Source organism: Hornefia butyriciproducens, assembly GCF_009695915.1.
Taxonomy (GTDB): Bacteria; Bacillota; Clostridia; order Peptostreptococcales; family Anaerovoracaceae; genus Aminicella; species Aminicella butyriciproducens.
Genome location: NZ_VUMZ01000012.1, coordinates 25172 through 39620 on the forward strand (window position 1 = coordinate 25172; position 14449 = coordinate 39620).

At 48.2% G+C, this 14449-nt stretch carries 15 protein-coding genes; 13 read left to right on the forward strand and 2 right to left on the reverse strand.

What is annotated here, in order from left to right; translation table 11 throughout:
- Positions 1-3 precede the first annotated feature (3 nt).
- The 12 genes from FYJ64_RS10425 to FYJ64_RS10480 all read left to right on the forward strand — a co-directional run bounded on the left by FYJ64_RS10425 (position 4) and on the right by FYJ64_RS10480 (position 10475).
- The gene (locus tag FYJ64_RS10425; protein WP_154575075.1) at positions 4-888 is read left to right on the forward strand and encodes a segregation and condensation protein A; all 885 of its coding nucleotides are present in this window, start codon (positions 4-6) and stop codon (positions 886-888) included.
- Positions 878-1489: an SMC-Scp complex subunit ScpB gene (scpB, locus tag FYJ64_RS10430; protein ID WP_154575076.1), complete on the forward strand. Its 612-nt coding sequence runs from the start codon at positions 878-880 to the stop codon at positions 1487-1489. The genes FYJ64_RS10425 and scpB overlap by 11 nt, the downstream gene beginning before the upstream one ends.
- A complete protein-coding gene (locus FYJ64_RS10435; protein WP_154575077.1) occupies positions 1470-2114 on the forward strand; it encodes a CpXC domain-containing protein in 645 nt (214 codons plus the stop codon). Before scpB ends, FYJ64_RS10435 begins: the two co-directional genes overlap by 20 nt.
- A gap of 364 nt (positions 2115-2478) precedes the next feature.
- Positions 2479-4911, forward strand: coding sequence for a S8 family serine peptidase (locus FYJ64_RS10440; RefSeq protein ID WP_154575078.1), 2433 nt, complete (start codon positions 2479-2481; stop codon positions 4909-4911).
- Positions 4912-4940: 29 nt separating this feature from the next.
- Positions 4941-5627 (forward strand): hypothetical protein, encoded by a 687-nt coding sequence (locus tag FYJ64_RS10445; protein WP_154575079.1) that lies wholly within the window; start codon positions 4941-4943, stop codon positions 5625-5627.
- Between the two features lie 186 nt (positions 5628-5813).
- A complete protein-coding gene (locus tag FYJ64_RS10450) occupies positions 5814-6530 on the forward strand; it encodes a hypothetical protein (protein ID WP_154575080.1) in 717 nt (238 codons plus the stop codon).
- Between the two features lie 12 nt (positions 6531-6542).
- A complete protein-coding gene (locus tag FYJ64_RS10455; RefSeq protein WP_154575081.1) occupies positions 6543-7058 on the forward strand; it encodes a hypothetical protein in 516 nt (171 codons plus the stop codon).
- 25 nt (positions 7059-7083) lie between these two features.
- A complete protein-coding gene (locus tag FYJ64_RS10460) occupies positions 7084-7335 on the forward strand; it encodes a hypothetical protein (protein ID WP_154575082.1) in 252 nt (83 codons plus the stop codon).
- Positions 7336-7608: 273 nt separating this feature from the next.
- Entirely contained in the window at positions 7609-8205 is a 597-nt protein-coding gene (locus FYJ64_RS10465) for a low molecular weight protein-tyrosine-phosphatase (protein ID WP_154575083.1), read from the forward strand.
- A 37-nt stretch (positions 8206-8242) separates the two neighbouring features.
- A complete protein-coding gene (gene scfA, locus FYJ64_RS10470; RefSeq protein WP_075715136.1) occupies positions 8243-8386 on the forward strand; it encodes a six-cysteine ranthipeptide SCIFF in 144 nt (47 codons plus the stop codon).
- On the forward strand, positions 8387-9784 hold the full coding sequence (gene scfB, locus FYJ64_RS10475) for a thioether cross-link-forming SCIFF peptide maturase (RefSeq protein ID WP_154575084.1): 1398 nt from the start codon (positions 8387-8389) through the stop codon (positions 9782-9784). It begins immediately after the preceding gene.
- Positions 9771-10475, forward strand: coding sequence for a pseudouridine synthase (locus tag FYJ64_RS10480; protein ID WP_154575085.1), 705 nt, complete (start codon positions 9771-9773; stop codon positions 10473-10475). Before scfB ends, FYJ64_RS10480 begins: the two co-directional genes overlap by 14 nt.
- Positions 10476-10724: 249 nt before the next feature.
- On the opposite strand, the gene kal is transcribed toward FYJ64_RS10480, so the two are convergent.
- Complete coding sequence (gene kal, locus FYJ64_RS10485; RefSeq protein ID WP_075714015.1) at positions 10725-11120, reverse strand: 3-aminobutyryl-CoA ammonia lyase; 396 nt, start codon at positions 11118-11120, stop codon at positions 10725-10727.
- A gap of 156 nt (positions 11121-11276) precedes the next feature.
- Here kal and FYJ64_RS10490 point away from each other — a divergent pair, with 156 nt between their 5' ends.
- Positions 11277-13355, forward strand: coding sequence for a sigma-54 interaction domain-containing protein (locus FYJ64_RS10490; RefSeq protein ID WP_154575086.1), 2079 nt, complete (start codon positions 11277-11279; stop codon positions 13353-13355).
- A gap of 86 nt (positions 13356-13441) precedes the next feature.
- Here FYJ64_RS10490 and FYJ64_RS10495 read toward each other — a convergent pair whose 3' ends face one another.
- On the reverse strand, positions 13442-13708 hold the full coding sequence (locus FYJ64_RS10495; RefSeq protein ID WP_154575087.1) for a hypothetical protein: 267 nt from the start codon (positions 13706-13708) through the stop codon (positions 13442-13444).
- Positions 13709-14449: the final 741 nt, after the last annotated feature.

Here is a 14449-nt window from a genome sequence, read left to right on the forward strand (position 1 = left end):
CGGATGAGTTACAAAGTCAGACTTCCGATTTTCGAGGGGCCTTTCGACCTTCTCGTTTACCTGATCGAAAACGCGCAGATGAGCATCTACGATATTCAGGTGTCGGAAATTACAAGTCAATATCTGGACTACATCAGTGAAATGCGGCAGCGGAACGTGAACCTGTCTTCCGAGTTCATGGTGCTGGCGGCGGAACTCATCGAAATTAAATCCAGGATGATACTGCCTAAGCCACGGCTGGACGAGGAACTCCTGAATGTGGAGGATCCGCGCAGTCAGCTGGCAGAACGGCTGTTGGCGTACAAACGCTGTAAAAAACAGAGCGAGATGCTGGCGGAACGGGAACGCGCTCAGTCCGGCGTGTTTGAGAAACCCCAGGAAGACATTTCAGTGTATCTGGACAATCCGGACGTCTATCTGAACCTCAGCATAGAGGATTTCGCAGGAGCGTTTCACGCGTTTCTCGGTCGAAAACAGAGAATCGAAGCGGTTCGCCGCCACTATACCCGCGTAGAGCGCGAAAAAGTCACCATGGAAAACCGTATGGAGCTTATCCGGAGAATCTTCCGGAAAACGACGGCCGGCGGTGCCACCTCCGTCCCATTTCAGGAGCTGGTGCCGAATCTGCGAAACCGTTATGATGTGGTGGTCTCCTTCATGTCCGTCCTTCAGATGATGCGAGACCGTTACCTCGACGCGGTACAGAAGAAGACCTACGGGGAGATTACGGTAATTGCCGGAGAGAGGGACTTTGACCGGCCGCCGGATGAAGAGGGGACTGAACGCGAGTACGGGAACAGGCCGGGAGACCGACACGATGGCGAGTCGGGAGGCCGGCACGATGGTGGACGCGGTGACCGGCCCGAGGAGGATCAGAATGACCAGTAGAAAAGTGATTAAATCGGCCTTCGAGTCGATGCTGTTTGTCTGGGGACAGCCGCTTCCGGCAAAGGATGCTGCGGAAATTTTCGATATCAGTGAGCAGGAGGCTATCGGCTGCTTTGAGGAGCTTCAGGCGGAATACGAGCAGGAAGGCCGGGGAATCCGGATACGCAGAGTGGGGAAATCCTTTCAGTTTGTGACCCACGGCGAGAACGAGACGTTCGTGCGGAGGCTTTGTACTCCGGTAAAAATCAAGAAGCTCTCGCAGGCCGCTCTGGAGGTCCTTGCGATAATCGCCTACAAACAGCCGGTGACAAAGGGCGAGATCGATTCCATACGGGGAATCCGGTGTGACCGCGTCGTGGAAGGCCTTCTGAAGAAGGGCCTGATACGGGACATGGGACGTTCCGAGGCGGTCGGTCGGCCGGTTCTCTACGGAACGACGGAAGAGTTTCTGAAGCATTTCGGCTTCTCCTCCCTGAAGGAGCTTCCGGATATCGAGGACATCGAAGGGATTATGGGAGTCGATGACGACGAAGGTGAAGAAGAGGATTCGAGACAGATCTCGATAGAAATGGAGATGGCAGATGGCAGTGGAGATCATTGAGGTGGAATGCCCCGGCTGCGGGGAGATGATTCAGGTTCGCCAGGAAGAATTTGTGGATGTAAAAGAAAATCCGGAATACCGGGAGAAGATTATCGAAGGTGACTTTTTCCTCAACCGGTGCCCGTCCTGCGGAGATGTGGTTATGGTGGAATATCCGCTCATGTACATGGATCCGGACCGGAAACTGAATTTCTACATGGCGCCGGAGCACGAGGACGACCTGCTGGAGCAGCTGAACAGTCTGGAACTTCCGGAGGCTGCGGTGGACGCGGAGGCGGTGTTCCGCCTGGTTCCCAACGGCCTCGGCCTGACGGAGAAGATTCTGATTGCGGAAACGGGACGGGATGACCGGGTGCTTGAGCTCTGCAAATTTGTAATCTGGGATCAGGTCAGGGAGGAATGGCCGGATCTGGAGCCGGGTGATCTGCTGTACATGTTTGACGAGGACGGGGAATATTTTGTGATCTGGCCCTCGGACAACGGACAGGACGAGAAGCTGACGGTTCCTCTGGACGCAGAGCTGTACCGGGAAATCGAGGAGCATTACATGGATGCGCTGGCGATACCGGCGGGGAAATACGCCGAGGTGGATCAGCACTGGATCAGCGAGAGGTTTGAGCGGTAGAGCGGTGTACAAATGCAGTACAACTGTATAAAATAGTAAATCAGATCCAACCAGGCATTTTATGCTCAAAGCAGGCAAAATCGGCCGAAGAAAATGACTGAAAATTCCGTTTATGAGTTGCTCTTATTATTATATTATGTTATTCTCTAAGTAGTTTCACGTAGCATCATGGCGGCGGAGACGGGCAGTTTTATTACCGGAAACGCACTTTGTATGTTAATGAACAGATGTGTGCGTTAATGACCAGACATTGTGTGTGAGTTACTTCAACTTTTTATGTGACAAATCTAATGAATTTCCAATGCCTTCACTCATGTTGGAGCGGGGAGAGTTTGAGTTATCAGCAGGAAGAAGATAGAGTCATATGAGAGCGATATCAGAAAGAATTACAATAATAATCTTGACTGCATCAATGGTATTTGCAGGCTTTAATTGCACAAAACAGACAGTAAGTGCTCAGGAAACCGGAACCGATCGGTATATAGTTATAACAAAGACAGATAAAGCGGCGGAAATAATAGAAAACAAATACAGCGTAAGTGCAGATGCGACGATCAAAGGGGCGGATAATGTTTTAAGCGGAACATTGACAGCCTCTCAGGCAGGAGAAATTAAGGAGATGAAGAGTGTGAAATGTGTGGAAAAGGATTTCACACTCAATGAAAATGCGAAAGAAAATATTATACCTGATGTTAAACCGGCAGAGAATAACTGGGAGAAGAAAATGATTGGAGCGTCTGATGCAGCGGAGACAGGTGAGAAAATAAAAATCTGCATTATAGATTCGGGCATAGATGCGAATGAAAACGTTGACGTGGTTGAGAGGATAGATTTTATAAACGATAATCACGTTGCAGGTACTGACAATTGTAGCAAAGATATAACAGATGAACAGGAATTCACTGGTAAAGAGGACGAGAGTACAGTTGACGAAGAGGAGATAGATGATTCAGATGAAGAAGACATTGCCCAGGAAGAAGATTGCGAAGATACAGGGTCATTTGAGTTATTCGATGATACATGTGGGCACGGAACAAGCGTAGCAAGTGTAATAGCGGGAAAAGGTGTTAACAGTGAAGTGGAGGGTGCTGCACCAAACGCAGAACTGTATTCGGCGAAAATACTTGATGAAGAACGTCAGGCTCCGGTCAGCAGAGCGGTAAAGGCCATATACTGGGCAATAGACAATGATATGGACATAATCAATCTTAGTTTTGGGACCTTGAAATATTCAGAAGCTCTGGAACAGGCGGTAAATGATGCGGCAAATAATAATATACTTGTGATAGCCTCGGCAGGAAACAATGGAAATAGAGGTATAGATTATCCGGCAAGATACGAATCTGCACTGTCTGTCGGCGCTGTAAATGCTGCAGGAGAAGTGTGTGACTTCAGTTCAAAAGGAGATAAAATCGATGTTGTTGCACCGGGAGAAGCAATAACGGCACAGGCAAATTTCGGAGAAGACCTGACACTGACAGGAACGAGTCTGGCTACACCGTATGTTACAGCGATAGCGGCAGATCTCTGGTCGAAAGATAAGAGCAAGCCTGCAAAATTTATAAAAGAACTGATAAAGGCAAGTGGAAAAACTATCGCGTCAGAGGATAGTCAAGAGTACAGGATTGCAGATTATGGCTATGCAAATGAGATATATAACGACGCATATCAGGCATATCGGACAAAGACGGAAGAAGCAGAGTCTGAATCACAGGAAGATAATCAAAGCACTGCAGAAAAGTCAAAGACTGAAAGCAACACTGCCATTGATGATGAAAAGGCCGCTCCGGACGCGACAAGTAGTGGAGCAAGTACCAGAGACATTGTCGGCATTGATAATCTGACAAGTGATGAAGAAGTTGTATCGGATGAAGAAGAGAGTGGAGACGTCCAGAAAGAAAGTGAAGAAGCAGATGGTTCTACAGTCGGTGATGCAGATGGAACATACGAAAACGAAGACACAGATGAGGCGGATACAGATATCTCTGAAGAAATCGATGAAAACGATGGAGAACCGCAGGACTTATCCGAAGATACAGTAAAGGCCAGCTGGAAAAAGGAAACCCATAGAAAGAATGCCTGTAATACGAAAATGAAATGGGGAGCATCTTATCCGGACGCGAAATCATCCACAGTTAGTGGGATGACAGCAAATCCGCTTTTTCATGGTTGCGCAAAACTTAAAAAGAATGATCCCAGATACAATTATGTAGCTGCATACAGGTATATGGCTATAGTTGCGAAAAAATATGCTGACGGAGGAAAGTATTCTGACGTATCCGTTGGAGAAAGCAATACAGCAGGGCTTACCGACAAACAATACACTAAAATCAGGGATTTCTTCAAGTCGCTGAACAGCGGAAAACTTGGCGGAAATGCGAAAGGATTTAATAAATGGAAAAACCGGGAGCAGGCAAGCTTCATTTATGGAATTGCTATGCACACTGCAACAGATGCGTTTGCGCATTCAACCTATAAATTGAAGTCAAATGGCAAATTTAGAAGAATCAAGCATGCTGATGTTTCGGATAAGTGTTTAAGTTGGTGTTGTGATCGAACAACAGTTTATCCGAACAGAGCTAAAATCGCTCTGCAAATTGAGCAAAACATTGTAGACAGGTATAAAGGTAATAGAAAGGGAATAGGATATGGAAGAGATTTCTTTGTAAGCAAGATGAAGACAACAGATAATTATAAAAACTGGCGCATTAACAGATTGAAATCTTTTGCCGAGGCTGCAAAGGTAGAGCATGCAGAAAGTCTGAAATACTTTGGAAAAATATCGGTTACGGAATAAGTCACATAACTGTTTACTGAGGTGGGAAAATGAAGAAGCTCAAAAGGATACTGCTCGTATCCATATGCGTTATTTTAGCCTCATTCGGTCTGTTTAGACTGAGCGTATATATCTTTGACAACAGCACAAGCGTCAAAGGGATAGAGCAGGCAAAAATATCCATCATAGATTGGGATGGAGAAGGGTATTATGTCGACGATTACTGGCATACAACATTTGACGAAAAGAGCATGATAAAAATGGTGAAAGAGGCAGGAAAAGACATGTCTCATCGTAGTAAGTGGTATTATGCAGAGATTGAAGGGAAATTTCATTTCAGAATCGTGTATAAGTGCCTGCTGGGACTAAAGGTAACGAGAACATATCACATGGATTACACGGAATTAAAAAAGCTCAAAGCCTTTGAGAAATTATATGAAGCAAAAGGCTTCAAGGAAAAATTCCTGCTTTCCGGCACAGAGAGAGGAAAGAAGTACTGTTATGATGAGAATGGAAAAAAAGTCTCCAAAGAACTGTTGAAGAATTTAGATTTGGATTTCTTGGAAAGAAAGTATGATCAGGAGCATTTCGGTGAAGAGGATTGCGAAGATTATAGTAGCTACAGTGTTACCTTATATCCAAAGCGTGGTGATTACATGGATTATATTGCTCCTGCTATTTACAAGACCGATAAGCATACACCGAAATGGTTGAAAGAGCATGGAGGTAAGTATTAGGAACAATTCATATAAACCGCACACTATAACAGATGCGTTTGCACATGTGACCTGTAAAACTGGAATATTAACAGACTGAAATCTTTTGCCGAGGCTGCAAAGGTAGAGCATGCAGAAAGTCTGAAATACTTTGGAAAAATATCGGTGATTAAGTAAGGTGTTCAGTCTTTGCAAGGAGAGCGCGGGATGAAGAGGGTTAAAAGTGTAGTAAAAGGAATATTAATGATACTGATTATACTGATTTGTATCATTGTGGTAGTGCTTATCCACATAAACCTGTACGTACTCATTTTTGATAATGGCACAAATATAGCGGGAATCAGAGAGGCAAAAATAGCAGCAGTCGATTATGATTTTGATGGAGACGGTGGATTTTATGTTATTGATGACCACTGGCAGGCAGCTTTTAAATCAAAGAAAATGATTAAAATGGTAAGGGCTACCGGAAGGGAGATGTCGCGTTATAATAAATGGATCATAGTTGACGACCAAATTCACTTTAGAATAGTGTACAAGTGGATATTTGGAATGAAAATAACAAGGATATATAGTATGCCGCCTGAAAAATTGAGCGAGTTAAAATGTCTGAAAGAGTTATATGAAGCAAAGGAAACTAAGGCGAAGCTCAGGCTTGTAAAGTCAGCCGCAATGAAAAATGGCAAATACGTCTGGAAATATGCTGAGGTGGGAATGCTCGGGGAAAATTGCAAAAAACCGGAAGAATTAATATATAATATGGACTTGGATCTTATGGAAAGAAGCTTTGCTGAAGAGATTACAGAGGCAAATGTAATTTCAAAAGCTGACTTTCGCAGTGAAAATGGCGATATAATATCTCTGTCGATTCATAAAACCGACAGGCATACATTAAAATGGCTTAAAGATAATGGATATGACTATTAACGGGGAATTATCATGCAACGTTCGAAAAATAAAAATGAGATAAAATTGTATAGCGTAATTTGTCCGATTTGGTTTCTGATGCTTATGCCATCATGGCAATCGCTTTTGATTTTTCCGGTAAATTACATTATTGATACCGCCGTAACCTTTTTTACACTGCCTAAAAGCGAGAAACGTTGGAGCTTTTGTAAAAGGCACACATGGAAGGTGTTCATCGCAGGTTTGGCAACGGATCTGGCGGGAGGTTTGCTGCTTTTCCCTGCAGTACCCGTCGCGGGTGATACAGGGATTGAATGGGTAGACGATGCGATGATTGCAATTTATGGGAATCCATTTTCAGATTATGTTGCTTTAGCGGTTTGTAGTGCAGCAATAATAGTTGCAGCATTTCTTACATATTTAATTGACAAAAGGATTTTTCTAAAAGCAGGGCTTACAATAAGACAGGCAAAAAAATCGGCTATAATATTGGCGGTCATAACAGCGCCATACCTGTTTTTATTTCCGTCGGAATTATTAGGCACATAATAAACGTAACAGGGGGGAGTAATATATGAATCAACAAAAGGGCAGGATTGCAGAACTGCTTCCTAAGCAGTCTGTAAGAGAATTAAGTTACATCATTTTCTTTGCACAAATAGTCATTATTGCAGCGATACTGTGTGTAACGTTTACAGATGTAGGAGCGGAAAAACTGACAGGATTAATTCTGGTTCTGGCATTAGCGTCTTTAATTGCGGCGATTAAGCTCCTGAAAAAATCCCGGAGCGCCAGTCCCGGCGACGATGATTCCGGCCAGCCATGACCGGGAGAATGTAGATCTGATGCGTAACGGCGTTCCGGGCGGTACTCCAGCCAGAGCGCCGTTATTTTGACCGGGGTTTTCTTTTTGTTCATTTTCTTTTGTTCACTGGGGTTCACGGGCGCGCCGTTATTTTGTTATGGAGAAACGCCTCTATCTATGGTACAATATCGGTGGAGAGGCCGGCACATCGACTGACCGGGAGCGGAATCCCCGGAAGGTTTGGAAGGCGTGGCAAGCCAGGACGGAATGCGGCCATTCGGGAGGGAACAAATATTGATTAAGATACTCTTTGTCTGCCACGGCAACATCTGCCGTTCGCCTATGGCAGAATATATGATGAAGGATATGGTTCGGTACCGGCAGCTGGAGGAACAGTTTTACATTGAATCCGCCGGCGTGGCTTCCGACAATGTGGGAATGGAGATGCAGGAGGGAGCGAAAAACAAGCTGCGGTCTGTGGGCGTCCCTTATGACAATCACAGAACTGCCCGCAGAATGACGCGGGAGGATTACGCAGGCTTCGACTACGTGATCTGCATGGATGAGAACAACAAAAGAGAGCTGTATAATCTGATCGGAGGCGATCCAGAGAAGAAGATCCATCTCCTTCTGGATTTTACGGAGAGAGAGGAGAAAAACATCCCCGATCCGTGGTTTACCAACGATTTTGATGATACCTACGATGATATGCTGGTGGGAATCAGCGGGCTGCTGAAGGCTCTCCGGGAGCAGGACGGAGCGCTTTCCCGTGAAAACCCGGCGGCGGCTCCGGCTTTGCACACTGAACCGGGCCGTGTTTCGGCTCCGCGCACTGAACCGGGCCGTGCCCCGGCGCCCCGAAGCCTTGACAAAATGGCGGGATGTCGTTAATATGAATAAGGAACAGAAAAGAAAGGTGGAACATACGATGAAGAGAATTAAAACAATCGAGACGAGAAATCTGAAGGAAAGCCTGAAAGACGGCGGATGCGGCGAGTGCCAGACCTCCTGCCAGTCGGCCTGCAAGACTTCCTGCGGAATTGCCAATCAGAAGTGCGAGAAGGCTGAGTAAATGATACATCAGTACAGGCTGAACGGCTATAATATCGTGCTGGATGTGAACAGCGGTTCTGTACACAGTGTGGATGATGTTGCGTATGACATCATCCAGCTTTTTTGTGACGGAGAAATTTCACGCGAGGAGATTGCGTCCCGCATGCTGGAGAAGTACGGCGAATCCCAGGGACTGACCCGCGGGGATATTGAAGAGGTTTTCGGGGATATAGACAAGCTGCGCGAGGAGGGCAGGCTCTTCACAGAGGATCTGTATGAACCCTGCGCCTTTGATCTGAAAAACCATCATACGGAGCTCAAGGCGCTGTGCCTGCATGTGGCTCACACCTGCAATCTCAGCTGCTCTTACTGCTTTGCCGCACAGGGAAGGTTCCACGGAGAGCGTGGACTGATGAGTCTGGAAACCGGAAAACGCGCTCTGGATTTTCTGGTGGAGAATTCCGGTGACCGGGTGAATCTGGAGGTGGATTTTTTCGGAGGCGAGCCGCTGATGAACTGGGACGTGGTGAAGGGCATCGTGGAATACGGCCGCTCTATTGAGAAGGAGCACGGAAAAAACTTCCGCTTCACGCTGACCACCAACGGCGTGGGAATTAACGATGAGGTCATCGAATTTTCAAACCGGGAGATGCATAATGTGGTGCTGAGTCTGGACGGACGGAAGGAGGTTCACGACCGTCTGCGGAAAACCGTGGACGGGCGCGGAAGCTATGATCTGATCGTCCCGAAATTCCGGAAATTCGTTGAAGCCCGCGGCGGCAGAAATTATTACATGCGGGGAACATTTACTCACGCAAACACAGATTTTACCAATGATATTTTTCACATGGCGGATCTGGGATTCGATCAGCTTTCGATGGAGCCGGTGGTATGTTCGCCGGAGGATCCCGCGGCACTGACGGAGGAAGATCTGCCGGTTCTGTTTCAGCAGTACGAGCTGCTGGCTGAGGAGATGCTGCGCCGTGAGAGGGAGGGACATCCGATCACATTCTATCACTATATGATCGATCTCAGCGGCGGCCCCTGCATCTACAAAAGAATATCCGGCTGCGGCTCCGGCACGGAGTATCTCGCTGTAACGCCCTGGGGCGACCTGTACCCATGTCATCAGTTCGTGGGCGAGGAGCAGTTCTGTATGGGCGATATCTGGCAGGGAATTACTGCTCCGGACATCCAGGAGGAGTTCCGCAGCTGTAATGTCTACGCCCGTGAAGAATGCAGAGACTGCTGGGCCAGACTGTACTGCTCGGGCGGCTGCGCCGCCAACGCCTGGCACGCCGCCGGGTCAGTCCGGGGCGTCTATGAGTACGGATGCAGACTGTTCCGCAAACGGGTTGAATGCGCGATTATGATGAAGGTCGCAGAAGCATACGGAGAAGAAAATGAGAATCAATAAGTATATCGCCGCCGCAGGCGTGACCAGTCGCCGGAAAGCGGATGAGCTGATCCGCGCGGGAAAGGTGGAGGTAAACGGAGTCCGCCTTACGGAGCCGGGATATGACGTGCAGCCCGGGGACAAGGTCTTTGTGGACGGGAACAGAATATCATACGGCGGCCGCGACGCGTACTACGTCATGAATAAGCCGATCGGATGCATCACGGCAGTTTCCGACGACCGGGGGCGGATCACAGTGCTGGATCTGATGCCGGATGTTGAGGAACGGGTCTTTCCGGTGGGAAGACTGGACTACAATACATCGGGACTGCTGTTCCTGACCTCCGACGGCGAGTTCGCCCATCATATCATGCATCCTTCCGGGGCGGTAAACAAAACCTATCGGGTGCGTGTGGCCGGAAGCGTCAGCGCGGTGAAACTCGCAAAGCTCCGCCGCGGCGTTGACATCGGGGGCTTCGTTACCTCCCGCGCAAAGGTGGATGTCATCACCTGGAACCGCCACTCCACGATTCTGGAAGTCACCATCCACGAAGGCAAAAACCGTCAGATCCGCCGCATGTTCAGCGCGGTGGGATGCCCTGTGCAGGAACTCACCCGCATCTCCATAGGCAATATCAAGCTTGGACATCTGAAGCCCGGCCAGTACCGGAAAATGACCCGGGGCGAGATCGAACACCTGCGCAGCCTGTGAGAAATGCGCAGGCTCCTGCTGGTTGTAAAATGTAAAGAAAAAGAAGCCGCGCATCGGCGAACTCTCGTCGGATGCACGGCCTCTTTAAAATAAAGGATACTCAAGATGTTCTCTTAATTAAGTTTCATATCGGGAAGAATTCGCGGCAGCGCCGTTACAATGGAAGTTATCCTTTAGAAACTGAAGTTTATCTTCAGTTTCGCAAGTGTTTGTTTCCTTGCGGCAACGCCGTTACAGTGGAAACAAACCTTATTTACGCTTCATTTCCTTCGGTGTTACGCAGGTTCCGGTTGCTCTGCAGACCACGATCGGCTCTTCCAGGAAGTCCGCCGCGGAATCGTTGATGTCTTTTCTGGAAACAACGACCTTGCGGGCCTCGAACTTCATCTGGCGGGAGGTGTTTCCGATCTTGGTGATTTCGCCGTAAGCTTCGATGTAGTCTCCTGCGTAGGTCGGAGCCAGGAACTCTACGTTGTCATATGCGCAGAACAGACCTTCGTCTCCGTCGAGTTTGATCAGCAGCTCGGTCGCCACGTCTCCGAACAGGTGAACCATATGAGCTCCGTCAACCAGCTCGCCGCCGTAGTGCGCGTCCTTCGCGGACATTCTGACTCTGATCAGTGATGTGATTTTTTCTTCTGCCATTGTTGTACTCCTTTTCCAATAATTGATTTAATCGATAAAATAATTATAGTTTTCCTTTTTTCAGATGTAAATATCAATTGAAAAAAATGTCCGGAGGGTTTATGATTTAATCAGAGTGAACCGTTTTGTGTTCGACTGAAATGAGGTGAATCGAAAATGAACCAGACCAGAGACTTTGGTGAAAACAGAGTGCTGGAACCACAGTATGTTCTGCCGACATCAGCCTGGAAGCTTGATAACCGGAGGGAAATCGAGCCCTTTGAGATGCGTGTGAGGCTGAAGAAAATCCACATTGAAGGCACGAGCTTCAAGCAGATCCGGATGGAAGCGAACGACAATGACGAGAAAATCAAACAGAAAATCATCGATATCGTGATCCGTCGCGGCAAGCTGCACAATCCGGTGACGGACACCGGCGGGCTCGCCTACGGCACCGTCGAGGAAATCGGACCGGAGTATGAGAACCGTCTTGGACTCTCTCCGGGAGACGATGTGATCTGTAACGCGTCGCTGACGACGATTCCTATTTATATCGACAAAGTGATATCCGTTGACCGCGCCTTCGGGCAGGCGGACGTGGAGGGCTACACGATTCTCTATTCCAGAATTCCTGTGGTACGGAAGGCAGAAGATGTTCCGATGAATCTGATGCTGTACGCGCTGAACGAGTCGGGGACCCTGCTGAAGGTCAGTAATATTGCGGTGGGAAAACGGAAATTCCTGGTAGTGGGAAACGACGAGCTGACAAATATTTTCTACGGTTACGCTATCCGGAAGATTGCCAGAGAGGATGCAGAGATTATCTGCCTTCTGGACCGCAAGACAGAGTCCGTGCTGCAGGGCAGCTCGATGGAGCGCCTGATGGAGAAGGTCTTCACCGAGGTGCGGATGGTCGATATTCTGAAGCCGATGGAATGTCTGGCGGAGCTGCGGGATCGTGCCCCCTTCGATCTGACGGTGAACTGTGCGGATATTCCGGGGGCTGAAACCATCAACATTCTGGCTACCCGCGAAGGCGGGACCGTAATGTTCGCAAATCTGATTAACAACTACAATATTGCTTTGTACATCACAGAGTCTATCTCTAAGCGGCTGAACGTCCTCTGCGCCGACGGGTACAGCGAGGTCTACGACCGGTTCGACGTGGAGCTGGTCCGCGATCTGGCGCCGTATGTGGAACGGGCGGTGGAGGCGAACGTGCAGCTGGACGATGATCCGGCCTATCCGGTGGACCGCAAGAGCCGGCTGCGCGAGGTTTCCGGACAGCGGCAGACCATGCTGGAGGATTTTGTGTGCGAAAGCCGTGCGATGGCGGCGGTTCTGGACGAGATCCTTACGGTTTCTCGATACGACTGCAACGTGCTGATCGCCGGGGACACGGGGGTCGGCAAGGAGAAGGTCGCCAACATCATCTACAAAAATAGCATGCGGAAGATGCAGCCGTTCATCAAGGTGAACTGCGCATCGATTACTTCCGACCTGATAGAAAGCGAGTTCTTCGGCTGTGAAGAGGGGGCGATGGGCGAGAAACGCCCCGGCGGCCGGAAGGGGTATTTCGAGCTGGCGGATAACGGAACTGTTTTCCTGGACGATGTGGGCGAGCTTTCCCAGGATATGCAGGCCAAACTTCTGCGCGTGATTCAGGACGGTGAGTTCCGCAGAGTCGGCGGGAGCGTGCCGGTGAAAACTAACGTGAGGATTTTATCGGCAACGAATTGCGACCTGGAGGCGGCGATCGAAGACGGGAGCTTCCGACGGGATCTCTACTACCGGCTGAACGTGGTTCGCATACGGATCCCCAGCCTGAAGGACCGGCCCGGTGATATCCCGGCGCTGGTTCATCACTTCCTGAAGAAATACGGGAAGAAATTCGATATGAAACGGTACATCGACGAGGATGCGGTGGAATACCTGAAGCAGTGTGAATGGGAAGGGAATATCCGGGAGCTGGAGAATGTTGTGCAGCGCCTGATGATCAGCTCGGACCAGGAACAGATTACACTCCTGGATGTGATGAAGGAACTGCACGGTGACGTCTTTGAGGCAGCGGCTCTGGACAGTGGAGATACAAAGGAAGACGGGCAGATCATGGATCTGGAGAAAATGGTCCAGAATTTCGAGAAAAACATTCTGAAGATGGCCTGTGAACAGTACGGCTCCACAAGAAAAGCGGCCAGGGCCGTCGGAATCAGCCAGACACAGCTGGTGCGGAAAAAGAAAAAGTATGACATCTGATACGCCTGGAGAGTTTCGGGAAACTGTTACGGGCTGCCGGGGGCTGATCTGCTCAGAGTTCAATCCCGGCAGTCCGTTCTGTTCTGTTAAGGGAGAAACAGATTTATCGCAATGCCGATGGCGACGCTGATGGAAAGCAATATAAGAAAAAGCTTTGCGTGAGACCTGCTGTTTGTCCGGCTGAGCATAATTACATAGGCAATTATTAAAAGGGCAGTATTTAATATAGCCGATAAGATGAGCACTGGCACGGTATCTGTCGAGACAAACCGGCAGGCGGCAAAAATGATGGCGTTGACGATGAATACGGCGACTCCCAGCATAAATACCTGTTTTCTGATACTGCTCTTCATAGTTTTTTACCCCACACTTTAATAACTTCGTAGGTTTCTTTTGCGTTCAAATAATCCCGTCTGGATTTGAAAAAATTCGGGGATACTCCACTTGTGATATCGGTATCACATTTCTGTACGATAAGATAAATGTTAATATGCTTTTTTTAATGCAGCAAATACATATATATGCTCATCTGGTGCCATAGTGAAGCGCTTTGTATGTAAATTATATAATAATTAGTGTCTGCTCATCAAGTCCCCGTCGGACTTAATGGGCGCTGACGGCAGTTTTTCAGCAGCGCCGCGGCGCACCATCCAATGGAAGGGTGCGCCGGCAGACACTAATTGATGCTTGTGCTCAGGGATTCGGCCGTTTCCGAATCCCACTGCCGCAAGGTTTTCGGGTGAAACGCTTGAAAACCTTGCGGCAGGCTATCGAATATGCTCTTTGTATTATTGATATTTCAAGCATATTCGATGGCTGAGCACGCATTAATTAGGAAAAATGTCAATATTTCCAGGAAATGCAATTCGCCTGCTTTGCATCTGCCGATTGTAAATGTAATCTCACTGAGCCAGGAGCGAACCGACATAGAATCACGCCCGTTTGCCTTTGAACACAATTCGGTTCAATTGGCGAATAATCAAATTTTTCACAATCCCCGTGTACTTAATTGTGGACACGATTTCAGTTGGATTTTATAATTAAGTTAATCGGAGAATTCCGATATCACGTAGTTTATATTAATTCAATCAATT

What these genes read in the sequence shown, in the direction of transcription:
- FYJ64_RS10425 (WP_154575075.1), top strand. Translation starts at nt 4, where the DNA reads ATGAGTTACAAAGTCAGACTTCCGATTTTCGAGGGGCCTTTCGACCTT.
- scpB (WP_154575076.1), top strand. Translation starts at nt 878, where the DNA reads ATGACCAGTAGAAAAGTGATTAAATCGGCCTTCGAGTCGATGCTGTTT.
- FYJ64_RS10435 (WP_154575077.1), top strand. Translation starts at nt 1,470, where the DNA reads ATGGCAGTGGAGATCATTGAGGTGGAATGCCCCGGCTGCGGGGAGATG.
- FYJ64_RS10440 (WP_154575078.1), top strand. Translation starts at nt 2,479, where the DNA reads ATGAGAGCGATATCAGAAAGAATTACAATAATAATCTTGACTGCATCA.
- FYJ64_RS10445 (WP_154575079.1), top strand. Translation starts at nt 4,941, where the DNA reads ATGAAGAAGCTCAAAAGGATACTGCTCGTATCCATATGCGTTATTTTA.
- FYJ64_RS10450 (WP_154575080.1), top strand. Translation starts at nt 5,814, where the DNA reads ATGAAGAGGGTTAAAAGTGTAGTAAAAGGAATATTAATGATACTGATT.
- FYJ64_RS10455 (WP_154575081.1), top strand. Translation starts at nt 6,543, where the DNA reads ATGCAACGTTCGAAAAATAAAAATGAGATAAAATTGTATAGCGTAATT.
- FYJ64_RS10460 (WP_154575082.1), top strand. Translation starts at nt 7,084, where the DNA reads ATGAATCAACAAAAGGGCAGGATTGCAGAACTGCTTCCTAAGCAGTCT.
- scfA (WP_075715136.1), top strand. Translation starts at nt 8,243, where the DNA reads ATGAAGAGAATTAAAACAATCGAGACGAGAAATCTGAAGGAAAGCCTG.
- scfB (WP_154575084.1), top strand. Translation starts at nt 8,387, where the DNA reads ATGATACATCAGTACAGGCTGAACGGCTATAATATCGTGCTGGATGTG.
- FYJ64_RS10480 (WP_154575085.1), top strand. Translation starts at nt 9,771, where the DNA reads ATGAGAATCAATAAGTATATCGCCGCCGCAGGCGTGACCAGTCGCCGG.
- kal (WP_075714015.1), bottom strand. Translation starts at nt 11,120, where the DNA reads ATGGCAGAAGAAAAAATCACATCACTGATCAGAGTCAGAATGTCCGCG.
- FYJ64_RS10490 (WP_154575086.1), top strand. Translation starts at nt 11,277, where the DNA reads ATGAACCAGACCAGAGACTTTGGTGAAAACAGAGTGCTGGAACCACAG.
- FYJ64_RS10495 (WP_154575087.1), bottom strand. Translation starts at nt 13,708, where the DNA reads ATGAAGAGCAGTATCAGAAAACAGGTATTTATGCTGGGAGTCGCCGTA.